Here is a 22,979-nt window from a genome sequence, read left to right on the forward strand (position 1 = left end):
CAAAATCGCACTGCGCGTTGACGATTTTCATAATCAGAAGCGTTGGGGCCATTGCTAGTATCGAGGCATCACCAAGAACAATAAGGAAAACGCACATGCCGTACTTCCCCGACGTCGACAGGGTCCGCTACGAGGGCCCTGACAGCGACTCGCCACTTGCTTTTCGCCACTATGATGCCGACAAGCTGATCCTCGGCAAACCCATGCGCGAGCACTTGCGCATGGCAGCCTGCTACTGGCACACGTTCGTGTGGCCGGGTGCCGACATGTTCGGTGTCGGGACCTTCAAGCGTCCATGGCAAGGTTCTGGAGAACCTCTGGAACTGGCGGTCGGCAAGGCCGAAGCGGCTTTCGAATTTTTCTCCAAGCTCGGCATCGACTATTACAGTTTCCATGACACCGATGTAGCACCGGAAGGCAGCTCGCTGAAGGAGTATCGCAACAACTTCGCGCACATGGTCGATCATCTGGAACGCCATCAGGAGCAGACCGGTATCAAGCTGCTGTGGGGCACCGCCAATTGCTTCAGTAACCCGCGATTTGCTGCAGGCGCTGCCAGCAACCCCGACCCTGAAGTATTTGCCTACGCAGCGACTCAGGTGTTCAGCGCCATGAACGCCACCCAGCGTCTCAAAGGGGCCAACTACGTCCTGTGGGGGGGCCGTGAGGGTTACGAAACCCTGCTCAATACGGACCTGAAGCATGAGCGCGAACAACTGGGCCGCTTCATGCGCATGGTGGTCGAGCACAAACACAAGATCGGTTTCAAAGGCGACCTGCTGATAGAGCCCAAGCCGCAGGAGCCAACCAAGCATCAATACGATTATGACAGTGCCACGGTGTTCGGTTTTCTCCATCAATACGGCCTGCAGGACGAGATCAAGGTCAACATCGAAGCCAACCACGCGACCCTGGCCGGGCACAGTTTCCATCACGAAATCGCCACGGCGGTTTCGCTGGGTATCTTCGGCAGCATCGACGCCAATCGCGGCGATCCTCAGAACGGCTGGGACACTGACCAGTTCCCCAACAGCGTCGAGGAGATGACCCTCGCCACCTACGAAATCCTCAAGGCTGGCGGCTTCACCCACGGCGGTTTCAATTTCGATTCCAAGGTCCGCCGTCAGAGCCTCGACGAGGTCGACCTGTTCCACGGCCATGTCGCGGCAATGGATGTGCTCGCCCTGGCGCTGGAGCGTGCAGCGGCCATGGTGCACAACGATAGAATCCAGCAGTTCAAGGATCAGCGCTACGCCGGCTGGCGGCAGCCATTCGGGCAGTCACTGCTGGCGGGCGAATTCAGCCTTGCGTCGCTTGCGGAACATGCCTTCGCCAACGAGCTGAACCCGCAGGCTGTCAGCGGTCGCCAGGAATGGCTCGAAGGCGTGGTCAACCGTTTCATCTACTCCTGAAGCCAGACCGATACCAACGCCGCCGTGACATTCTTGCGACAAATCTTTACCCGCGGCGCTCGGCAACGCTCTACAGTTCTACCGGTATTACGCTCAGTCATGAAGTGTCTCAAACAACAATAAAAGGACGCACCTATGAACACCTTGAAATGCACACTGCTCGCCAGCGCCCTGGCCCTGCTTTCCCTGCCGGTCATGGCCGACCCCGCCCACCCAAAAATAGGTTTTTCCATTGATGACCTGCGTCTGGAGCGCTGGTCACGCGACCGCGATTACTTCGTGGCAGCGGCGGAAAAGCTCGACGCCAAGGTCTTCGTGCAATCAGCCGATGCCAACGAGCAAAAACAGATTTCGCAGATCGAAAACCTCATTTCCCGTGGCGTCGACGTGATCGTCATCGTGCCGTTCAATGCCACCGTGTTGACCAACGCCGTTGCCGAAGCCAAAAAGGCCGGGATCAAGGTAGTGTCCTATGACCGTCTGATCCTTAACGCCGACATCGACGCTTACATTTCCTTTGATAACGAAAAAGTCGGCGAGATGCAGGCCAGTGGCGTGCTGAAAGCAGCCCCCAAAGGCAATTATTTCTTGCTGGGCGGCGCGCCCACCGACAATAACGCCAAAATTCTGCGCGAAGGCCAGATGAAGGTGCTGCAGCCAGCCATTGACAAGGGCGATATCAAAATAGTCGGCCAACAGTGGGTAAAGGAATGGAACCCCACCGAAGCCCTGAGCATTGTTGAAAATGCCTTGACCCGAAATAACAACAAGATTGATGGCATTGTTGCTTCCAACGATGCCACCGCCGGGGGCGCAATTCAGGCACTGGCCGCGCAGAAACTCGCGGGCAGGGTGCCGATCTCTGGGCAGGATGCAGACCTGGCGGCGGTCAAGCGGGTCATTGATGGCACTCAGACCATGACCGTCTACAAGCCGCTGAAGCTGATCGCCAGCGAAGCCGCCAAACTGTCGGTGCAACTGGTGCGCAACGAGAAACCCGACTTCAGCTCGCAATACGACAATGGCAGCAAGAAAGTCGACACCATCCTGCTGACCCCGACGCCGCTGACCAAGGACAACATCGACCTGCTGGAGAAAGACGGGTTCTACACCAAGGCGCAGATTGACGGGCAATGAACCCTCGATCGTTGATACGTCGCTAGAAGCCAGAGCGCGACCCTGCAACGCGATCAGGCAGGGTCGCCGCTCAGGCCAAGCCATCACACCTTCGTATGAGCCCTGTGCCATGTCCGACTACCTGCTGCAAATGAACGGCATCGTCAAAAGCTTTGACGGCGTCAAGGCCCTGAACGGCATCGACATCAAGGTCAGGCCCGGTGAATGCGTCGGCCTGTGCGGCGAGAACGGCGCGGGCAAATCCACGTTGATGAAGGTCCTGTCGGCGGTCTACCCCTACGGCACCTGGAATGGCGAGATTCTCTGGGACGGCCAACCGCTCAAGGCTCAATCGATCAGCGAAACGGAAGCGGCGGGGATCGTCATCATTCATCAGGAACTGACGCTGGTTCCAGACCTGTCGGTGGCCGAAAACATCTTTATGGGTCATGAGCTGACGCTTTCCGGCGGGCGTATGAACTATCCGGCCATGATCCACCGTGCCGAAGTCTTGATGCACGAGCTCAAAGTGCCGGACATGAATGTGGCGCTGCCGGTTTCCCGGTACGGCGGCGGTTACCAGCAGCTGGTGGAAATCGCCAAGGCATTGAACAAGAAGGCGCGTCTGCTGATTCTCGATGAGCCCTCTTCGGCCCTGACCCGCTCGGAGATCGAGGTGCTGCTGGACATTATTCGGGACCTGAAAGCCAAAGGCGTGGCGTGCGTGTACATCTCGCACAAGCTCGATGAGGTGGCGGCCGTGTGCGACACCATTTCAGTCATTCGCGACGGCAAACACATCGCCACCACAGCCATGGCAGATATGGACATCCCGCAGATCATCACTCAGATGGTCGGACGCGAGATGAGCAACCTCTACCCCACCGAACGCCATGACGTCGGTGAGGTGATTTTCGAAGCGCGGCACATTACCTGCTACGACGTCGATAACCCCGGGCGCAAGCGGGTCGACGATGTATCGTTCGTCCTCAGGCGCGGGGAAATCCTCGGTATCGCCGGGCTGGTGGGCGCGGGCCGTACCGAACTGGTGTCGGCCCTGTTCGGCGCTTATCCCGGTCGATACAGCGGTGAAGTGTGGCTCGATGGCCAGGCAATCGACACACGTACGCCGCTCAAATCAATCCGCGCCGGCCTGTGCATGGTCCCTGAAGACCGCAAACGCCAAGGCATTATTCCGGACCTGGGCGTGGGGCAGAACATCACCCTCGCGGTACTTGGCAACTACTCGAGAATGACCCGCATCGACACCGAGGCCGAGCTGGGCAGCATCGACCGGGAAATCTCGCGCATGCACCTCAAGACGGCAAGCCCGTTTCTGCCGATCACCAGTCTGTCCGGTGGCAACCAGCAAAAAGCCGTGCTGGCGAAGATGCTGCTGACCCGGCCGCGCGTGCTGATTCTCGACGAGCCCACGCGCGGTGTCGATGTCGGTGCCAAGTACGAGATCTACAAGCTGATGGGCGCGCTGGCAGCCGAGGGCGTTTCGATCATCATGGTGTCTTCGGAGCTGGCCGAAGTGCTGGGGGTGTCCGACCGTGTGCTGGTGATTGGCGAAGGCCAGTTACGCGGCGACTTCATCAACCACGAACTCACTCAGGAGCAGGTGCTCGCCGCGGCCCTCAGCCATCCAGAGGACCCTCACCATAATGCCCGGAAGACCGCGTAGATGAATCAGGTCAAACAGTTCTTCACCCGCTACAAAATGCTTGCACTGGTGATCGCCATTGCCGTTATCTGGCTGTTCTTCAGTTGGCAGACCGACGGCGGGTTTCTGACTCCGCGCAACCTCTCCAACCTGCTGCGGCAGATGTCGATTACCGGCATATTGGCGTGCGGCATGGTGCTGGTGATCATCAGCGGCGAGATTGATCTGTCAGTGGGTTCATTGCTTGGCCTGCTCGGCGGCCTGGCGGCAATTCTGGATGTGGTGTACCACGTCCCGCTGCTGGCGAACCTCAGTCTGGTAGCGCTGTGCGGCCTGATGATCGGTTTGGCGAATGGCTACATGACTGCTTACCTGCGGATTCCGTCGTTCATTGTCGGTCTGGGTGGCATGCTGGCGTTTCGTGGCATTCTGCTGGGGATTACCGGCGGTACGACCATCGCCCCGGTTTCGCCGTCGCTGGTTTACATCGGTCAGGGCTATCTACCGCACGCAGTGGGAACCGGGCTAGGTATCCTGTTGTTGGCACTGACGCTCTTCCTGACCTGGAGACAACGGCGCAACAGGGCTCTGCATGGGCTGGCAGCCCATTCGATGATTCGTGATGGATTACGCGTAGTGCTGATCGGTGCTGTACTGGGTGGGTTCGTCTACGTACTCAACAGCTACGACGGGATCCCCGTGCCGGTGTTGCTGTTGCTGGTTCTGCTCGGTGTGTTCAGCTACGTCACCAGCCAGACGGTCTTCGGACGGCGTGTCTACGCGGTCGGCAGCAACATGGAAGCGACGCGGTTATCCGGCATCAACGTGCAGGCTGTGAAGCTGTGGATCTTCGGCATCATGGGCGTCATGTGCGCCTTCGCCGGGCTGGTCAACACCGCACGTCTGGCAGCAGGCTCGCCCTCGGCCGGCAACATGGGCGAACTGGACGCCATAGCAGCCTGCTTCATCGGCGGTACATCAATGCGCGGTGGCTCGGGCACTGTCTATGGTGCCCTGCTCGGCGCACTGGTCATCACCAGTCTCGATAACGGCATGTCCATGCTCGACGTCGACAGTTACTGGCAGATGATCGTCAAGGGCGGGATCCTGGTACTGGCGGTATGGGTGGATGTCAGTACGCGGGCCGGTCGGCGGTAGCTGAGCAGTTGATCCCGGACTTGCTGGCTTCGATAGACACAACTATTGATCGGGATACAAGGAACCGTAGCTTGCGTTCCAGCCACTCACCGAAGATATGAATGTCTACGGGTATTGGCAATGAACTCATCATTCACCCTGCAAAAGCTGCTGAATATGCGTGGTCAAGCGGGTAACGACAAGCCTGCGACGCAGGCTGTCGAGTGGCAGAAAGGAATGAACCTCTCACTGCATGTGATCGGCGATAGCCTCACGATACTGGCTGAGATCATCGATCTGCGCGCTGATCCGCAGGACGACATGCTCTTGCGCAATCTGCTCGCCCACGCGTTTCCGGGTCTGCGACTGCGGCGCGGTGCCTTGACCATCAACCCGGATGAAAACACTTTGGTGTACTCCTACGAGCATGACTTTCTCGCGCTGGACAAGGCCCGATTCGAAAACCTGTTGGCTAACTTTGCCGAAACGACGCTTGAGTTGCGTAACACCGCCCAGCGCCTGCGTCATCGTTGAGGGCAGAACCCGTGTTGAACAAAATTGATCCTACCGTACAAACCACTACAGCCCATGCTGTTGAGGGCCCCGCAAGCCCCACGCCGATGCGACTGGATGCTGCGCAAGGTCAGCGGCCACTGCCGCCCATGGACGCGCCATCGCCTTTGCGCTTGCGAGCGTCAGCCGCGGCGGCGAGCGAGGCGGCGCACGCGAGTTCTTCAACATCCGGCAGCGTGGCAACAGATGAAGCGGGCCCCGCGCCTGATCGACAAACATCGAATATCAATCCGATAAAGCTTTTTGCTCAAATGATGGTGGGCGTTCTTTCATTGACTGCCGGCTACCGCATGGCGAGATTTCCAGGAGACTTTGCGAAAGATCCGGGTGGCAGTCTGTGGGCCGCCATCAACCTCCAGCATCGTTCCTCGCCAGCAGATCTTGTACAAGGTAACCACACGGTTTTGGAGCGTTATGGCGACCACATTCCTAAAGACAGTGACTGTTTCAAAGCAAAGGCGGATGTCACGCACGACATCCCGTCTGGCGTAGCAGGTCTGTGGAACTATAGAACCCGACAGGTGAAACTGAACCCCAACATTGCGTTTGAAAGTCACCCGGCCGACGTCGCAGGGCACGAGTTCATTCACTGTTACACCCACCCGGAGTTCCGGGATCGCCACATCCATCATCCGCACTGGAAAGCCCTGAACGAAGGTCTGACCACTCATCTCACGGAAAAGCTGCCACCGCCGAAACGTCTTTTGCCGATCCCTTTGGCCAAAGACCCTTATCACGGTTTCAAACTGGCCACAGGAGACTCCTGGCCCGGCGCGGCGAAACGCATTGAAGGCGCTGTTGGCGAAGATACGCTGCTGAAGGCGTTCTTCGGCGGCGACGATGACGCCATCGGTGAAGTTGCCAAAGCCGCTGCCCGGATCTATCCCAGACTTGCGTCCAGCCGCACCGAGCAGGAGTTGTACAGAGCCGGAATGATGCGGGGCTCGCAGCAGTTGGCCGAGTGCTACGCAGGTGCCTTGCTCGCCAGTGGTCAGCCTTTGCCCAAGAGCTGGACACTTAACATGCTCCCGGTTTTCAGCTTCTCGGACATGCAGCCCGAGCAGGCAAAAAAGGCACAATTACAAGCCGAGAAGAGCCACGAGCGCATGGGCATCATATTTGATGCCGCCTTTTTCTCACCTGACCTGAAGACCCAACGACAGGCACTGGGCATGCTGCGTGAAGATCTGCTGATGCACTGGGAAAAAGTTTTGCCCGATAAAGACTGACCCTCGAAGGCGCGCATTCAAGGCTACAAAGAAGGCACTGTGTTCACGTGCGCCTGGCCGCTACAGCCTCGACTTCTATCAGCGCTCCCGGCAATGGCAGCGCCACCACCTGCAGTGCCGTGCGTGCGGGTTTCAGGGGTTGGTCGTGCGTACCGAAGAACTGCGTGTAACCGGCCTGCAGACCGACAAAATCGAGCTTGCCGCCGGTTTCCTCGGCACCTACCAGAAACACTCGTAACTGGACGATATCGCCCAGATCAAGGTCCTGTTGCCGGAGGATTTTACGCAGCTTGTTAAACACCGAAACGGTCTGCACTTCGGTGTTGCCGTAGGCGGCGGGCGTACCCGCAGGGGCATGCGGGTCGTCAACGTCCGGCAACGTTCCGCTGACGAATATCAGGCTGCTCGAGGCTGGCACCGTCACTGTTTGCGAAACCGGAAAGTCGCCAACGCTGGTGCGTTGAATGCTGTCGCTCATGGTATTTCTCCTTCAATGGACGTTTTTGCTGCAATGGGCGTTCACTATGCCGCGAGGACTGCGGTCTGTCGTTGTCGGGTGACACGCTCACCGAGTTGCCCGACCACATGGCGCGCCGAGTTGGCGGCAGACTCCTGCCAGATGCCGACGCCGCTCTGCACCAGGCCGTCGCCAGCGAAGTACACACGTCCGTGAGGCTGATCCAGCAAGGCGCTGGCATCGGCCGGAAAATGTTCGCGTTGCAGCCATGGGCCTTCGCTATAGGGGATCTGCTCCCAGGACACTGCCAGCGGACTGCGCAAGTGATGCGAATAACCCGGATGCAGCAGTTCTACTGCCTCTCTGGAGGCAGCGTATTGCGCATCAAAGGGTTTTGCGCCGAACACATCGGCCCCCTCCCCGGTTACATAACCGGCAACCAGCAAACCTTCGCGGGTGTTCAGGTCATTGCTGGGATACCACAACAGACGTGCCGGATGATCGATCCACGACAGGCCACCGTAAGTCCGGTAATCGGTTTCCCAGAACCGCGGGGATTGCCACGCCACCTTGGTCGCCTGATCGTTGCGGGTGCTGAGCAAGGCAGCCTTGACCGGGTCGCTGAAGTCGGTGTCCAGCCTGGCCAGCAAAGGCAGTGGCAGGGTCGACACCAGATAATCGGCGTGCACTGTCTGTTCGCGGCCACTGTGCTTGTCGTGGTAGGTGACCGCCACACCCTCATCCCGCTGACGGATCTGCCGCACCTGTGCGCCCAGTTGCACCTGCTCGGTGAGGCGCTGGTAAAAAGCATCGGTAATACGGTCCATGCCGCCGACCGGCTGAAACATGGTGGCCGAGAACTCGGGAAATTCAGTGTGCAGCAGCGCACCCCACAGCTCGGGATGCAGCAGGCACTCCAGCGCCAGCGGTTGCGCACTGATCGGCAATGCTCCCGGATGCGAGAGCGACTCCCGATGTCCCGAACGCAGGCTGCCTTCATACGCCAGCTCCTGCGAGAGGTCGCCGTACACCTGCAAAAACGCCAATAGACGCCGGCGTTCTTCATCGCTCAATACATCGTCCAGCGCATCGCGCTGTACGGCCTTGGCCAGCAGGCCCGAGAGGTGGCCGCGAGCATCGTTGATGGCCTGGCCGACAGTGAAAGCCGGCTTTTTCAGGTCAGGGCGAACCTGAGCGCCATGGCTGCTGTTGACCAGCACTTCGAGCGGCACGCTCAGCTCACTGCAGTAATCGAGCAGCGTGCGATGCTGGCTGGGAATGCGCGCCGGCCCGGCATTGAAATACAGCCCCGGCTCGAAGCCCACGGTCTGCGTGCGGCCATCCTTGTAGTTCACCCGATCGCCATTGCGCAGGGTCCAGTTACGACCGCCCACCCGATCACGAGCCTCCAGCATTTGCACGGTAAACCCTGCCCGTTTCAGCTCCAGCGCAGTAACCAGCCCGGCGATACCGGCCCCCAGCACCAGTACGCGGGTGCCATGCCCCAGTCCGTCGCCGAGTTTCAGCGGTTGGGGCCTTCGGTGTGACGAAGGTCCCAGCCCCAGCACCGCAAGCACGTCCTTGACGGCCTTTTCGCCGCCCACGGCAGCGATGCTGGAAAGTGCTTCACGTCGTGTCAGTCCCATGTCCTCATACTCCCTCGAAGGCTTCAGTCCGGCAGGCCGGGCGGGTTGATCAGCGACCGGTCGACACGCTCCACGTCCAGGCCCCAGCGCTTGAGCACCTGCTCGTACTGTCCACCGGCAATCGCGCCTTCCAGTGCAGTGTGAATCGGCTTGACCAGGCCATTGTCCTTGCGCGTGGTCACGGCGATATCCGCTTGCAGTGGCCAGCCGCCGTTGACCGTACCCACCCGCTTGATGCCACCGGTAATGGCGGCCGAATAGGCGTACACCGAATTGGGCCCGAACAGCGCATCACTGCGACCCGACTGAATGGCAAGCTGCGCAGCCGCCTGGTCATCGAAATACTGCAACAGCGCAGGCTTGATACCGGCCTTTTCGTTGGCCTCGTTCCACGCCAGCAGGACCTTTTCCTGATTGGTGCCGGAGCCGACGATGACCTTCAGCCCGGCAATGTCCGACGCCTGTTTTATCTCGCTGATGTTGCTGTTGGCCTTGACGTAGAAGCCCAGGACATCCTGGCGGTAGGTGGCGAAATCAAAGCGCTTCTTGCGCGCTTCGGTCACGGTGACGTTACTGATCACTGCGTCGTATTTTCCCGAACTGACGCCCAGCGGCCAGTCCTCCCAGCTGGTCTGCACCACGTTCAATTGCAGGCCCAGGCTGTCCGCCACCAGCTGCGCGGTATCGGCCTCACTGCCGATGGTGGTCTTGTCGTCATTGGCCAACAGCGCCAAAGGCGGCCCGGCCACACCGGAAACCGCCACGGTAAACTTGCCCGGCTGGGCAAATTTGAAGCCCGCCGGGATCTGCGCGATGGCAGCCTCATTGCGCGGTACATGGATGCGTTGTCGGTCGGGGCTAAGGTCGAACGGTTGCGCAGTCGAAGCAAAAGCACTTTGCGCCACGCCGACGGCAATCGTCAGCAGGGCCATACGGGCAGTGTTCACTAACATCAGTAATTGCTCCTTGAAAACGGAAAATTCACAGCACCTTGCCGAGGAAGGCAGCGGTGCGAGGATGTCGGGGGTGGTGGAACACCTGTTCCGGCGGCCCTTGCTCAATCAATTGGCCGTCACAGAGAAACACCACGTGGTCCGCCACTTCCCGGGCAAAGCCAATCTCGTGGGTCACCACCACCAGCGTGACACCCAGACGAGTGAGCCCCTTGATGACGTCCAGTACCTCGCCGACCAGTTCGGGATCGAGGGCCGAGGTGGGTTCATCGAACAGCAGAACCTTGGGGTCCAGCGCCAGCGCCCGGGCAATGGCGACCCGCTGCTGCTGACCACCGGAAAGCTGGCGTGGGTAAGCGTCCACCTTGTCCGCCAGACCGACCCTGGCCAGCAACTCACCTGCTCTTGCCTGCGCGTCGGCCTTGCTCCAGCGTTTGTGGGCCAGAGCTGCTTCGGCAATGTTTTCCCAGGCGGTCAGGTGCGGGAACAGGTTGAAATTCTGGAACACAAAGCCGACCTCAATCCGCCGCTTGAGAATCTCGCGCTCCTTGAGCTCATAGAGCAGATCACCCTTGCGCCGATAACCCACGTAGTCACCGTCGATGGTGATGTAGCCGCTGTCGATCTTTTCCAGATGGTTGATGGTGCGCAGCAATGTGGATTTTCCGGAACCGGAAGGTCCGAGAATCACCGTGACCTTGCCTGGCTCGATGGTCAGGTCAATGTTCTTGAGCACCTGCTGACTGCCAAAGCGCTTGCCCACGCCCTGGATCTGAATGCGTCCTGCGCGAACCGGAGTCGAGACTTCACTCATGATGCGTCCCCCTGCCCCGGCTTGAGCCAGCCGCGCACTCGCTGCAGGGGTGTCGGCGGCAAGACACGCGCCGTACCGCGCGCAAAATACCGCTCGACGTAGTATTGCGCGCTGGTCAGCAGCGTGGTGATGATCAGGTACCAGACGGTGGCAACAATCAGCAACGGAATCACCGCCTGGGTCCGGTTGTAGATGACCTGTACGGTGTAGAACAGCTCCGGCAAGGCCAGCACGTAAACAATCGACGTACCCTTGACCAGACCGATGATTTCGTTGAATCCCGAAGGCAGAATCGAGCGCAGCGCCTGGGGCAGGATGATACGGAACACCCGTCGCGATGCAGGCAGGCCCAGGGCCGCGGCTGCTTCATGCTGGCCAGCGTCGACACCGATCAGGCCGCCACGAATGATTTCTGCGGTATACGCCGCCTGCATCAGGCTCAGGCCCAGTACCGCCACCGTAAATTGGCTGAGCACATCTACCGTCGACCATTCGGCGAAGACCAGATGGGTGAACGGCACCCCCAGTACGATACGGTCGTACAGGTAGGCGAAGTTGTAGAGGATGATCAACACCAGCAGCGCCGGCATCGAGCGGAAAAACCAGATGTAACCCCAGGCCAGCGCCGCCAGCAGCGGCGAGCCCGACAGACGTGCCAACGCCAGCGCCGTGCCGAGAACGCTGCTGAACACCGTGCTCAGCAGCGTCAACAGCAGCGTCTGCCCAAGCCCGCGCAGCACCGATGGAGAGAAGAACCACTGGCCAAAGACGCCCCACTCCCAACGGGGGTTGGTCGCCAGCGAATACACAACGGCGATCAGCACCAGTGCAGCGAATACCGTCCCCATCCAGCGACCGGGATGCCGGGCCGGTACCACTTGCAACGCCTTGATTGGTGGTGTTGATGCCCGGCTCTGGCGCGGCGGATAACGACGCTCCTCATCAATGAAATCATAGGGTTTGGCGACAATGGTCATGTTTGTTCCTCGCAGGCAATATGGGTTGTCAGGTGCTGGCCTTAGAAGGCGTAAGTCAGCCGGGTGTAGTAGTAGCCACCGGTGAACCCGTAGGGCGAATAGGTGCCGTAACTGCTGACCATGGTGCTGCTGGGAACCCCCTGCTTTTTCGGATAGATGTCGAACAGGTTCTTGGCCCCGACGGCAACGTCGAGGTTTTTGCTGAGGGTGTAGCCAAGGTCCAGATCAGTGATCCATTTGGCTGCGTAGACTCGATCCAGATCACGATCGGCCGAGGCATTGACCTCCTTGTAAGAGCCGTAACGGGTCAGCGTCAGGTTCAGGTTGAAGCGCTCAAGACTCCAGTCGCCGCCCAGAATCAGCTTGGTGCGTGGCTGCACGCCGGTGATGAGGTTGCGCGCCTCGCGGTCCATCAACTCATAGGAGGTACCGAGGATTGCGGTGGACTCCTTGTAGCCGAGAATTTTTGTCTGGTTCCAGTTGAACGCTGCCGTCCACTTCACCGAGCCATACTGGCCCAGGTCCTGGCTGTAGTGGCTGACCAGGTCCAGGCCCTTGGTGCGGGTGTCAGCACCGTTGATGAAGTACTGGCCGCCAGAGGTCGAATCGATACCATTGTTGAGCAGCACCTGAGTGACCTCGTCGCCCAGCAGGGTGCCGGTCAGGGTGATACGGTCACGCAGATTGATCACATAGGCATCGGCCGTCAGGCTCAGGCGATCGGTAGGCGTCAGCGTGAAGCCGAGGCTGAAGTTGGTGGAGCGCTCCGGCTTGAGGTTTTCGGCCCCCAACGCTTTCGCAGCCCCGGAACCGGTTGGCAATACGCCGTAGTTGATCGACTGATAAACGCCGTCCACCACGCCGTAGGTGGTCGAGCGCGCACTGAACAGGCTGTTGGCAAGGGAAGGCGCACGGAAGCCGTTACTGACGGTCGCACGGACGGCAAATTGTGGCGTGAAGTCGTAGCGTGTAGTCAGCTTGCCGCTGCGCGTTGCGCCTACGCCCTGGTTGTAATGTTCATAGCGAAATGCGCTGCCGACATACCAGTCAGGCACAGGGTTGAAGCATGCGTCGATATAACTGGCGACACTGTTACGCGAGGCGCTGCTTTGTTCCTCGGGCGAGATACCGTTGGTGACCTGCGCCCCTGACGAGGCGCAATTGCCGGGTGCAATGCAGTAGCCACCGTTGGCATAGGACTCGTAGTCACCGGCCTGCACCTCATACGTGTCGCGCCGGTGCTCGAAGCCGTAGGACAGATCGAGAGGCTTTTGCAGGCCTACATCGAAGCTGCGCTTGAAGTCCAGGTTGGTGGTCAGCTCAGTGGATATCCATGTGCCGGAAGTGAAGCTGTTGGGCGTGGCCTCACCAAGTGACGGGTTCTGATTGTGCGTGGTGCCCTGCTCTGCCTCGTTGCGTCCATAGGTGCTGGACAGATCCCAGGCCCACTCACCAAGCGTGCCTTTGCCGCCGAATGCAGCCTGAAAATCGTCTTCGTCGATGTACCAGGTCGGCGTGTACCCCGCCGGGTAACCATTAGGTCCGGTGGTGATGGTATTGGCGATGGTCGGCAGGCGAAAATTCTGCCCCTGCTCAGCCTTGCGCCGTGAGTACGTGGTGAAGGAATACAGACTGAAGCTGTCGTGAATCGGCAGTTCGGCGTTGTAACCCAGGGTCAGGAGATTGGTCTTCGGCGTGCCGTAGCCGCCATACGTGGACTTGCCTGCCAGGTCGTAGGCCTGCTCATAACTGTAACCGTTGGCGCTGGCCTTGTTGTCGTCGTTCTGGCTGCGGGCGTCCAGCGCCAGTTGCACTATGCCCCGTCGCCGATCTCGAAACCCTTGTTGAGGCTTTGCTGCACGGTCTGTTTCTTGCCGTCATAACCAAGCCCGGCGTTGGTCACCGACGTGCCGTTGATGTCGGCCTTGAGGATGACGTTGATGACCCCGGCGATGGCATCAGAGCCGTATTGGGCCGCTGCACCGTCACGCAGCACTTCAACATGGTCGATGGCACTTATGGGGATCAGGTCCAGGTCAGCCGGAGCAGCCCCAGTGTTGATGCCGTTGATGTTCAGGGTGGCACTGGTATGCCGGCGCTTGCCGTTGACCAGCACCAGCACTTCGGCGGCGCTGAGGCCACGCAGGTTGGGCGCACGGGCGATACCGCTGGCGTCCCAGCCAGTCTTTTCCGGCAGGCTCAGCGATGGAATCACTGCGCTCAATGCTTCCATCAGGCCGGGCTTGCCGGTGCTCTGTAATTGTCTGGCGCTGACCACATCGATCGGCACCGGACTGCTGGTCACGGTACGTTGCTCGGCACCACGATTACCGGTGACTACCACGGTGGACAAGGTACGCGGGTCATCCCCGGCTGTTTTTTCCTCGGCCTTTATCGTCCCTGACAGCAACACGCCCCCTATCGCCAACGTCAAAGGGCAGTAGCCCAGCACAGCAGTCGAGATTCGGACACGTTGTAAGGCTTGTTTCATATCCACTCCAGAAATGGCCGTCATGCCAGCCACCCCTCCAGATCGCGAAGTCGTGCATCCCGGCGGTCGGTGTGACGGCGTGGCCTGCACGTTTTAAAAGTGATTACCGACGCGCAGAGAAATCTGCGGACCGGGTTCGGCACTCAGCGGCGAGGACGGGGCATGGGGTGGAAAACGGTCGAGCGCGGAGGTATTGCGACACGCCTGTCAACGACAGAGCGAAAGAGATGAAGCCAATGGCAGGATTGAACAGGCAACATACGTCGAACTCCCTTCCAACGATTCTGCTTTGGGGCTCAGTGCTACATGGCCCCTGTCATGCTGCGCGGGCTGGCGGCACGAGACACAGAATCTCGATCAAGACTGGTACCATCCGAGGTAAGGGGTAGGCTGTTGAAACCAAACATAACGGAATCAATTTTTAAAATATAATTCTATTTGGTCATAAGCTAATATTATTATTTCTGATCTTTATATTTATTATCATTCATAAATATTATTTTTAATCGTCGCATGTCCTGCTGACCGGAAGCCCCGGTCAGCAGGTCTGAAGCCCCGACTATGATCTATCTGGAAAGCAGCACGTCAACCAGCTCATCCGCCCCTCTTGAGATACCTGCCTGCGCCGCCGACAGACGTCCGAAGGTCGAGCTGATGTCATAGACTTTTGGATACTGCCGGGTGACATAGGACTCCAGCAGTTGCGAGGTGGACGCATCGTAGATCTCGACGGCGTAACTGACAGACCCGGTAAACGTACCCTTTCGGTCGCGGGCAGCCTGAACCAGATTGTAGGAACCCATGCCGATGTCGAATCTGGAGAACGTAGACAGCCCGGCCACCGTGGTTTCGGCACCTGTCAGTGTGAGACGAATCCTCAACGTCCCACGCCCGGGCGTCGCCGTGAATCGAAAGTGCCTGCCTAACGCCTCTGAGAACTTGACCGTCATATCGTTGGCCAGGGTTATTCTGTCTGTGCGTTCCAGACCTGAAAACTGAGCATCCGCCCCCGAGTAAATCACCACGGGTTCAAGCATGATCTGATCGTATTTGTTCCAGTTGGGTGCGGCGATGTATTTAAACGGTATGCGTCCTGTGCTGTCCTGCTCGTTGGGGCGCATCTCAAGCGAGGACTCAATGCCTGAATAAGGCGAAGGGTCGTGACTGGCACACCCCGTGACCAGAAAACCCAGTAACAAAAGCCCGGCCCACTTCATCTGTTTAACGTCGCGCATGCAGAATTCTCCCACTCGATCCGGTCATTGACATTTCAAACGCTCACCATCCATCAGGCACGCTTATAGGCAGCGCGCTTGAGCAGCATTGTTTGTATTAAGGCGTTCTCTTTTTCCTGGTGCGGGCGATGCACGCCCGGCCATACCGCATTGCACGGCATTCAATGGTTCACCAGCAGACTGCTCTGAAAGGCGCTGCCGAACAGCTTTGTGCATTTGTCTGCAGTGCATTCAGCAATGCATAACTGTACCGGCTTGTATAGTTTTAGACCGATGTCGGCTGCTCGTCAATCTAAAATGTACACACCGGCATACTTTTGAAGGGTTTGGGTAGTCAGCCTCTGGCAGTGATAGCCGGTGAGGTACCTGCCAGCGACGCGAATCGTGTGCATTGCTTCATCAGCAGACAAGTGACGGGCCTAAAGGAAGTAAAAGGCTGTGAGGACGCGTGTTCAAGCTCTGGAACGGGTCATGCACGATGTTCATGCTTCTCCAGGCAATCATTCCAGACCTCGCGAATCAGTGCTTTGAGCCACAGTGCTTCGCTCCAGCGATCTGAAATATCGCGTCCGTCACGTCCTGTTATTGCATACGGGGGTGGGCCCAATTCGCAAGTGAAAGACAGGCTTGCCGGTTTATGAGGCCGGGCCAGCCAATCCTCGACTCCATAACGCCACCAGCCCAAAAACCGCTCAAGCCAGGGTCGATGCCGGGCAAAGCTCAGAGGCACCTGAACGTGCTCGCCATCGGCTACGCGGCCGTGAAACCCCCAACTGTGGCGCAGGATATTGTGAATCTGCTCGTCGTCTTCGGCTACAGCGGACTCTGGCAACTCACGCCCCACCACGTAATGAGACAAGTCGGCCAACAGCTTGAGATCAGGCATCTGTGCCAACAGATCGAGGGTAAACAACAGATCACTGGTGAGGCGGTATCGATGGGTTTCCAGCAAAATCGGAAAATCCACCTGCTCGGCGAGACGCTGCCAGCCCTCGACCAGGGTCATCGCCTGAGCCAGCTTACGCGGCCGCACATCCGCCTGCAGGGTGAGGTGATGGCAACCGTAGCGGCAAGCGATGTCGAGCGCTCTGGCAAGATCGTCCACCGTCTGCGGAAACAACTGCCCTTCAATCTGCAAACCGCGCGCCTTTGCCGCCGCATGCAGGTAGGCGACAGCGGGTGCCTGCGAGTAATGGTCGGTGATCCCGTCAAAGCCGGCGGCGGCGATCCTGTCCAGCTGCGCTTCGATGGAAAGATCGCATTGGCCGCGATGATCCTGCATGGCCCACAGCGACTGAAATACCAGAAACCGAGCCATGTCATGACCTCAGCATTTGTTTAAGCGAGCACTCGGGATCGTTGAGCGCTGCAAGGCTCAGCGGAGTGTTGGCAGCGATCAATCGCTCACACAGCTTTATATCCCTGGCAACACTATTGCCCAGTGCCAGGCCACAGGCACCTCGCAGGCGCTGATCCGCATCAAGGTAGAACAGCAGCCGCCCACCGCACGCCAGGCTGCGGCTGGCTGAAGGCGGTGTGTGTGCAATGACGCCAACGGTCTGCACGCTCTGGTCATACTGATCAGACCAGAAGCCGGGAACGCCCTCGAATGCAAGCTCGTGCCCCAGTAGATTCAACGCGGCGTGGCGCCCCTGTGCTTCGGCGTTACGCCAGGTTTCCTGACGCTGGTAGGCCCCGTCCGGGTATAACCGAAACTCACACACATCCCCGGCGGCAAAGATGTCCGGGGCGCTGGTGCGCAGCATCGTGTCAACACGTATCCCCTGCCCTACCTCGAGGCCGGCCGCTGCTGCAAGCTCACTGTTAGGCTGCATGCCAATTCCGACCACCAGCACGTCGCAAGGCACTCTCTGACCGTCGACCAACTGCACCGACTCGGCTCGCTGACTGCCTTGCACGCCTTCGAGCACCACATTCAGCCGCACATCGACGCCGTGCTGCCGATGCAACGCCAGAAGGTCCCGGGATACCTCTTCAGGCAGGACCCGCCCGGCCAATCGAGGTCCGGCTTCCAGCAACGTCACCTGGCAACCCAGGGCCCTCGCCGTTGCTGCAACTTCAAGGCCGATAAACCCGGCACCGATGATCACCAGCCGTGCACCGTGGATCAAGGCACCACGCAGCGCCAACGCCTCATCGTGAGTGCGCAGGTAGAAAACATTGCTCAGGTGCCCGGGTATCTGTGACAAGCGACGCGCCCTGCCTCCGGTCGCCAACAATAATCTGTCATAAGGCAAGCGCTCACCATTAGCCAGTTGCAGACGATGATGCTGTGGCTCCAGACGCATTACCGGATTGCCCGCCAGATGTTCGATGCCAAGCCCGGCAAGTCCGGATTCCTCGCACAGACTGCAATCGCCCAGTTCCACAGTCCCCTGCAGCACGCTCTTGGACAACGGCGGCCGCTCATATGGCAGGTGCGGCTCGTCGCCGATCAGTATCAGCCGGCCGTCGTAACCCTGTTCGCGCAAGGTCAGCGCCGCACGGCCACCGGCATGGCCCGCGCCAACGATAACAAGTGGAGCATTCATGGCATGTACTCCTGGCATTCATTCACTGACCGCAAGCAAAACCCGGCCGTCCTCTATGCGGACGGCAAAGGTCTTGAGATTGACGCAGACAGGTGCCCCGAGGGCTTTGCCGTTGCGATAGTCGAAGCGACCGTTATGCTTGGGGCATTCGATGACGTGGTCCATCACCAGACCGTCGGCCAGGTGAATCCTTTCATGGGTGCACAGGCCCGCCGTGGCGAAAAACTCGTTGTCGGCGGATCGGTAAACGGCATAGGTGTGCGGGCCGTGGTCGAAGCGAATGACGTCTTCCTCCTGTATGTCGCCCACGGCGCATACATCAATCCATGGATTGTTCATGGCGCTCTCTCTCGTTCGGGAACAATAGGAAGGTGTCAGCCGAGTGTGGCTTCAGCCTGTGGGTGTGCAGTGGCGGGTGCTGAACCATTTGCCACAGGACGCTTGATGAAATAGGTCGGGTCGCGACGTTGCCTGAGCAGAGTTGGAATGATCTCTTTGAACGCTTCACTCATATTGGCGTACGGCGGCGGGCAGTCGTGGCGAATCTCTTCATGCAGTTGCGCCAGCGCATGGTAGGGCACCATTGGATACATATGGTGTTCAAGGTGGTAGTTCATGTTCATGTACAGAAAGCGCAATACCCGGTTCATATAGATGGTGCGGCAGTTGCTGCGATGGTCAAGCACGTCTTCTGCGAGCCCTACATGCTGGGTAAGGCCGAACAGGTAAGACAGCCAGCCGCCGTACAGCGTAGGTAAACCCACGTACATCAGGGGCAGCCAGCTCTGCAGATAAAGTGCAGCGCCAACGACTCCGGCATAAATCACGATCCAGATACGCGCGGCAAGAAACACCTTGGGCCATTCGGCTACCGGAATGAAATCATTCTCCTGCTCGCTCATGTGGCCGACAGCATGCCGGCACACACCACTGAGTGTTTTGATCAACAAGGGAATCTGGAACAGGCTCAAGAGCATCATCACCAGACTCGGTGGCCGCGGCTCGACGATCTCCGGATCACGGCCGACCACGATAGTGTCGGTGTGGTGCCGCGCATGGCTCCAGAGCCACACATGGGGCTCGAACATGCACATAAAGCTGGCCACCTGATACAACCCGTCATTCATCCATCGGGTTTTGAAGGCGGTGCCGTGGCCAGTCTCATGCCAGCGCGGGTTGGATGCCGTGGCATAGAGCACACCGTAGGCCAGAAAAAACGGCACACAGGCACACGAGCCCCAGAACCAGTAGCCGCCAAAACCGGTCACCAGCAGCGCCAGCAGCCAGATAGCAGTGTCGAGCAATGCAGGAGCGTCACGGCGCTGCATCAGTTGTTTCATGCGTTGGCGAGGGATGGGCGACTGGTACCAATCGGCAGATACCAGGCCTTTTTCCGCTGCGCGCGCAGCTTCGGGGCCGGTCAGGCGATAGTCGCGCTGACAGGCTGTATTGTCTTGAGGCATTGTTATTGTTCTCCGCAAGTGTGGGGTTTTCAGGAACCTTGCGTCAGAAAATATAGAGAGCGTACTCACCCCTCTCAAGGCCTTGAATACATTCCCTATCAAGCTATCATCCAGTATCTGCGGGGCTTGATAGTTTTCTATCAAGACGCATCAAGGGCTCACCATGAATAACAACAAGCGCCCCACCATCGCGACCGTTGCCGCGCAGGCGGGCTTGAGTGTCGCCACTGTCGATCGCGTCCTGAACGCCCGCGCCCCGGTCAACCCCGCCACTGCGGAGCAAGTGCTCAAGGCCGCAGAGGCGGTGGGTTATTTCGCAGCGCGTCTGATTGGACAACGCATTCAGGAGCGACGCCCCACCTACCGATTCGGCATACTGCTGCTGGGCACTGCACAAGCGTTCTACGCCAACCTCGCTCACGCTATTGCCGACGCAGCGCAGCGCCGTATAGCCGCCAATCTGACCTGCCAGTTCGACTATGTCTTCGATCGCAGCCCAGGCGCTATCGTTACCCAGCTCGAGCATCTGGCAGTGCAATGCGACGGCCTCGCAGTCGTCAGCTTCGCCCACCCGCAGATCAACGCTGCCCTTGAGCAGATTCGTCAGGCCGGTGTACCGGTGATAGCGCTGCTTTCAGACATTCATGAGAAGGCCGATGAGCCCTATGTCGGCCAGAACAATTATCAGGTCGGACGCACCATGGGATGGCTGCTGGCCCGCACCTGCGGCGCACGCGAAGGCAGTATCGGCATCTTGCTCGGTGGCCATCGTTTTCTTGGCCATCAGGCACGGGTCGAGGGGCTGCACAGTTACCTGGCCGAACATGCACCGGGCTTACGGCCACTGGAGCCGTTGATCAACCTCGACAACTGTGACATCACCGAAGAAGCGAGCCTCGACCTGCTGGCCCGCCATGACGATCTGCGCGGGCTGTGCGTGGTGGGCGGCGGTGGCGATGGAATCATCAACGCGCTGTCGCAACTGCCCAGGCGTCCGCCGCTGTGCTGCATCGTGCAGGAGTCCACCGAATTGTCGCGCCTTGCACTCGCGCGGGGGCTGGTTGATGCAGTAATCGATTCCCAGCCACGTCAGATTGCCGAGGCACTGATGGACCTGCTGGTCGAGCTGCAGACCACGGAAATATTCGATCCGATCAGGCATCGGGTACATGTCCCGCTACACATCGTGACCTCGGAGAATGCCACCGCCTGACCGGGTCAGAGCCCTCGAAAATCCCCGGCGCTCAAACCAAACCGACTCATCTTGTTGTACAGCCCGCCCCGGGAGACGTTCAGCTGTCGGGCAGCAAGGCGGATGTTGCCTCGTGTATTTTCGAGCGCAGTAATGATCGCGTGCATTTCGTGGGTGCCAAGGTCCTGAGCCGCCAAGGGCGCTGGCAACCGGGTGGCTGCAACGGGGCCGGTACGCTGTCTGATTTCAAGGGGTAAATCGCCTGGCTGGATAAACTCGCCCATGGCCAGGTTGGTCGCACGTTCAATGGTGTTTTCCAGCTCTCGTACATTGCCCGGCCAGCCATAGGCAGCCAGCAATTCCAGCGCCTGCGCGGAAACCCCCTGCACTGGCTTGCGCAATGACCGGGCACAACGATCAAGAAAATGCTGGGCCAGCAGCGTAATGTCTTCACGACGCATACGCAGCGGAGGCACGGTGAGGTTGAGCACGTTGAGCCGGTAATACAGGTCTTCGCGGAAGGCGCCCTCGGCCACCGCCTGACTCAGGTTACGGTGAGTGGCTGCAATGATGCGCACATCCACCTGCCGCGAGTTTTTCGCCCCGACGCGTGTCACCTCCCCCTCCTGCAATACCCGCAGCAGGCTGACCTGAGCATCGAATGACATGTCGCCTATCTCATCGAGAAAGATAGTGCCGCCATCGGCCAGCTCGAACTTGCCCGCGGAGCCACCTCGAGCCGACCCCGTGAATGCGCCCTCGACATGGCCGAACAACTCGCTTTGCACCAGATCTCTGGGGATCGCGCCGCAATTGACGGCCACAAAAGGTCCGCCCCTGCGGTCACTGGCATTGTGGATTGCCTGGGCGAACAACTCCTTGCCAGTGCCGCTCTCACCCAGGATCAACGTGGTGGAGTCGCTGCGACTGGCGATCCGCCCCAGGTGCAACGCATCTTCAATAGCCCGGGAACAGCCCTGAATGGTCTCGAACGTATAGCGGGCCTGAGTGCCGACAATCCGCCGAGTGATTTCCCGAATACGACGGTTCTCTCGCAACGACACCACACGCCCGCCCTGCTCCAACGGACATACCGAAACCAGACAGGACAACTGGCTGAAATCATGCAGCTCGAACGTGCAGTCCAGGTCCCGCAGTCCCTCGCCAATGCGCGTCAGAATCTGTTCGTTCAATTCGCTGTGCCCCAAGCGCTGGAACGGGCTGCCCAGCAAGTCCAGCCCGACTCGAAAAAGCTGCCGGGCATAGCGATTGAGCGCCTTGATACAGCCTCGATCGTCCAGCACCACCAAGCCTTCGTTGAGCACTTCAAGCACGGTTTGCTGTTCTTCCAGCAACGTCTGTAGCGCCATTTGCCTTGAGACGGCCTCGGCTGCCGCCTGAACAGTGCCCAGGGTGTGAAAATGGAACCAGCCAGGCTCGGCGGTCAGGGTCAGCATTGCCAGGGTCTGACCTTGAGCATTGCGAATGGGTGCCGCTGCACAATGCATCCGTCGCTGACGCAGACTTGTGCCGAAATTTTCTTCAGCCAGCACATACATCAGAGAATCCTCAGCCAGCGCCAGCCCTGTGCAATTAGTGCCCTGCACCGCTTCCAGCAAGCGGGTGCCTACCGGTGTCAGATCCAGCCCGCAGAAATACAGAGTGGTGCCCTCGGCGTCGGTGAGGTTGATATGGCCTCTCGGGTTATAGGCAAGCAAGCCATGCATGACCTGAGCGGCTGCAGCAATCAGTACCCGATTGGCCGCCAGGGTCGCCGCGAGCGTGTGAGGGTCGACGAACCGGTATTCGCTGTCTGCAGGGTCCACACCGCCTGCGATGCTGCGGCTCCACGAATCCCATATGACTTTCCTGACCGTCGCGGGACGCTCGACAAGTCCATCCAGACGCGCTCGCCAGGCCTGTTCCAGTTCGGGTACAGGGCCGTTGTTCAGCGCCACAGTCCCCAGTGCTGCGAGGTAGTCGAGGTCTTGCACGTTGAAGGTCATCGAATGCAGGGACATAACGGTTATCCGTGTTCATATTTTCAACATGTCAGTATAGACATG

General features: G+C 59.1%; 17 protein-coding genes and 2 pseudogenes. 7 read left to right on the forward strand and 12 right to left on the reverse strand.

Annotation, left to right across the window (positions count from 1 at the left end; all coding sequences use genetic code 11):
- Positions 1-95: 95 nt before the first annotated feature.
- From xylA to MME58_RS14705, 6 genes are all read left to right on the forward strand, one after another.
- Entirely contained in the window at positions 96-1,412 is a 1,317-nt protein-coding gene (gene xylA / locus MME58_RS14680) for a xylose isomerase (RefSeq protein WP_054987463.1), read from the forward strand.
- 135 nt (positions 1,413-1,547) lie between these two features.
- Complete coding sequence (xylF, locus tag MME58_RS14685; protein WP_055004985.1) at positions 1,548-2,549, forward strand: D-xylose ABC transporter substrate-binding protein; 1,002 nt, start codon at positions 1,548-1,550, stop codon at positions 2,547-2,549.
- A gap of 109 nt (positions 2,550-2,658) precedes the next feature.
- Positions 2,659-4,215, forward strand: a complete 1,557-nt coding sequence (xylG, locus tag MME58_RS14690) for a D-xylose ABC transporter ATP-binding protein (RefSeq protein WP_055004984.1) — start codon at positions 2,659-2,661, stop codon at positions 4,213-4,215.
- Positions 4,216-5,352 (forward strand): sugar ABC transporter permease, encoded by a 1,137-nt coding sequence (locus tag MME58_RS14695; RefSeq protein ID WP_054987465.1) that lies wholly within the window; start codon positions 4,216-4,218, stop codon positions 5,350-5,352. It abuts the gene before it with no gap.
- 120 nt (positions 5,353-5,472) lie between these two features.
- Positions 5,473-5,865 carry a CesT family type III secretion system chaperone gene (locus MME58_RS14700; protein WP_233591020.1) on the forward strand — a complete coding sequence of 131 codons (393 nt, stop codon included), beginning with the start codon at positions 5,473-5,475 and terminating at the stop codon, positions 5,863-5,865.
- Between the two features lie 560 nt (positions 5,866-6,425).
- Entirely contained in the window at positions 6,426-7,133 is a 708-nt protein-coding gene (locus MME58_RS14705) for a type III effector (RefSeq protein ID WP_233591019.1), read from the forward strand.
- A gap of 43 nt (positions 7,134-7,176) precedes the next feature.
- Here MME58_RS14705 and MME58_RS14710 read toward each other — a convergent pair whose 3' ends face one another.
- From MME58_RS14710 to MME58_RS14760, 11 genes and pseudogenes are all read right to left on the reverse strand, one after another.
- Positions 7,177-7,611: a RidA family protein gene (locus tag MME58_RS14710; RefSeq protein ID WP_054987467.1), complete on the reverse strand. Its 435-nt coding sequence runs from the start codon at positions 7,609-7,611 to the stop codon at positions 7,177-7,179.
- 44 nt (positions 7,612-7,655) lie between these two features.
- Positions 7,656-9,236 (reverse strand): flavin monoamine oxidase family protein, encoded by a 1,581-nt coding sequence (locus MME58_RS14715; protein WP_055004983.1) that lies wholly within the window; start codon positions 9,234-9,236, stop codon positions 7,656-7,658.
- 23 nt (positions 9,237-9,259) lie between these two features.
- Complete coding sequence (locus MME58_RS14720) at positions 9,260-10,189, reverse strand: ABC transporter substrate-binding protein (RefSeq protein ID WP_055004982.1); 930 nt, start codon at positions 10,187-10,189, stop codon at positions 9,260-9,262.
- A 28-nt stretch (positions 10,190-10,217) separates the two neighbouring features.
- Positions 10,218-11,003, reverse strand: a complete 786-nt coding sequence (locus tag MME58_RS14725) for an amino acid ABC transporter ATP-binding protein (RefSeq protein ID WP_055004981.1) — start codon at positions 11,001-11,003, stop codon at positions 10,218-10,220.
- Positions 11,000-11,980: an amino acid ABC transporter permease gene (locus MME58_RS14730; protein ID WP_054987471.1), complete on the reverse strand. Its 981-nt coding sequence runs from the start codon at positions 11,978-11,980 to the stop codon at positions 11,000-11,002. Before MME58_RS14730 ends, MME58_RS14725 begins: the two co-directional genes overlap by 4 nt.
- 41 nt (positions 11,981-12,021) lie before the next feature.
- Positions 12,022-14,471: pseudogene (locus MME58_RS14735) on the reverse strand (TonB-dependent receptor plug domain-containing protein).
- Between the two features lie 566 nt (positions 14,472-15,037).
- Positions 15,038-15,706, reverse strand: coding sequence for a DUF3313 domain-containing protein (locus MME58_RS14740; RefSeq protein ID WP_054987473.1), 669 nt, complete (start codon positions 15,704-15,706; stop codon positions 15,038-15,040).
- Between the two features lie 469 nt (positions 15,707-16,175).
- On the reverse strand, positions 16,176-17,024 hold the full coding sequence (locus MME58_RS14745) for a sugar phosphate isomerase/epimerase family protein (RefSeq protein ID WP_054987474.1): 849 nt from the start codon (positions 17,022-17,024) through the stop codon (positions 16,176-16,178).
- A gap of 1 nt (position 17,025) precedes the next feature.
- Positions 17,026-18,258, reverse strand: coding sequence for an NAD(P)/FAD-dependent oxidoreductase (locus tag MME58_RS14750; protein ID WP_054987475.1), 1,233 nt, complete (start codon positions 18,256-18,258; stop codon positions 17,026-17,028).
- 18 nt (positions 18,259-18,276) lie between these two features.
- Positions 18,277-18,597: a MocE family 2Fe-2S type ferredoxin gene (locus MME58_RS14755; protein WP_054987476.1), complete on the reverse strand. Its 321-nt coding sequence runs from the start codon at positions 18,595-18,597 to the stop codon at positions 18,277-18,279.
- A gap of 35 nt (positions 18,598-18,632) precedes the next feature.
- On the reverse strand, positions 18,633-19,721 hold the full coding sequence (locus tag MME58_RS14760) for a fatty acid desaturase family protein (protein WP_055004980.1): 1,089 nt from the start codon (positions 19,719-19,721) through the stop codon (positions 18,633-18,635).
- A gap of 149 nt (positions 19,722-19,870) precedes the next feature.
- Between MME58_RS14760 and MME58_RS14765 the strand changes: the two are divergent.
- A pseudogene (locus MME58_RS14765) lies at positions 19,871-20,934 on the forward strand (LacI family DNA-binding transcriptional regulator).
- A 5-nt stretch (positions 20,935-20,939) separates the two neighbouring features.
- Here the strand turns inward: MME58_RS14765 and MME58_RS14770 are convergent.
- On the reverse strand, positions 20,940-22,934 hold the full coding sequence (locus tag MME58_RS14770; RefSeq protein WP_055004978.1) for a sigma-54 interaction domain-containing protein: 1,995 nt from the start codon (positions 22,932-22,934) through the stop codon (positions 20,940-20,942).
- Between the last annotated feature and the right edge of the window lie 45 nt (positions 22,935-22,979).

The organism is Pseudomonas syringae pv. tagetis, from assembly GCF_022557255.1.
Classification (GTDB): domain Bacteria; phylum Pseudomonadota; class Gammaproteobacteria; order Pseudomonadales; family Pseudomonadaceae; genus Aquipseudomonas; species Aquipseudomonas caricapapayae.

Coding starts and splice junctions, on each gene's coding strand:
- MME58_RS14700 (WP_233591020.1), top strand. CDS start 5,473: ATGAACTCATCATTCACCCTGCAAAAGCTGCTGAATATGCGTGGTCAA.
- MME58_RS14720 (WP_055004982.1), bottom strand. CDS start 10,189: ATGTTAGTGAACACTGCCCGTATGGCCCTGCTGACGATTGCCGTCGGC.
- MME58_RS14710 (WP_054987467.1), bottom strand. CDS start 7,611: ATGAGCGACAGCATTCAACGCACCAGCGTTGGCGACTTTCCGGTTTCG.
- xylF (WP_055004985.1), top strand. CDS start 1,548: ATGAACACCTTGAAATGCACACTGCTCGCCAGCGCCCTGGCCCTGCTT.
- MME58_RS14725 (WP_055004981.1), bottom strand. CDS start 11,003: ATGAGTGAAGTCTCGACTCCGGTTCGCGCAGGACGCATTCAGATCCAG.
- MME58_RS14740 (WP_054987473.1), bottom strand. CDS start 15,706: ATGCGCGACGTTAAACAGATGAAGTGGGCCGGGCTTTTGTTACTGGGT.
- MME58_RS14695 (WP_054987465.1), top strand. CDS start 4,216: ATGAATCAGGTCAAACAGTTCTTCACCCGCTACAAAATGCTTGCACTG.
- xylG (WP_055004984.1), top strand. CDS start 2,659: ATGTCCGACTACCTGCTGCAAATGAACGGCATCGTCAAAAGCTTTGAC.
- MME58_RS14750 (WP_054987475.1), bottom strand. CDS start 18,258: ATGAATGCTCCACTTGTTATCGTTGGCGCGGGCCATGCCGGTGGCCGT.
- MME58_RS14715 (WP_055004983.1), bottom strand. CDS start 9,236: ATGGGACTGACACGACGTGAAGCACTTTCCAGCATCGCTGCCGTGGGC.
- MME58_RS14770 (WP_055004978.1), bottom strand. CDS start 22,934: ATGTCCCTGCATTCGATGACCTTCAACGTGCAAGACCTCGACTACCTC.
- MME58_RS14745 (WP_054987474.1), bottom strand. CDS start 17,024: ATGGCTCGGTTTCTGGTATTTCAGTCGCTGTGGGCCATGCAGGATCAT.
- MME58_RS14755 (WP_054987476.1), bottom strand. CDS start 18,597: ATGAACAATCCATGGATTGATGTATGCGCCGTGGGCGACATACAGGAG.
- MME58_RS14730 (WP_054987471.1), bottom strand. CDS start 11,980: ATGACCATTGTCGCCAAACCCTATGATTTCATTGATGAGGAGCGTCGT.
- xylA (WP_054987463.1), top strand. CDS start 96: ATGCCGTACTTCCCCGACGTCGACAGGGTCCGCTACGAGGGCCCTGAC.
- MME58_RS14760 (WP_055004980.1), bottom strand. CDS start 19,721: ATGCCTCAAGACAATACAGCCTGTCAGCGCGACTATCGCCTGACCGGC.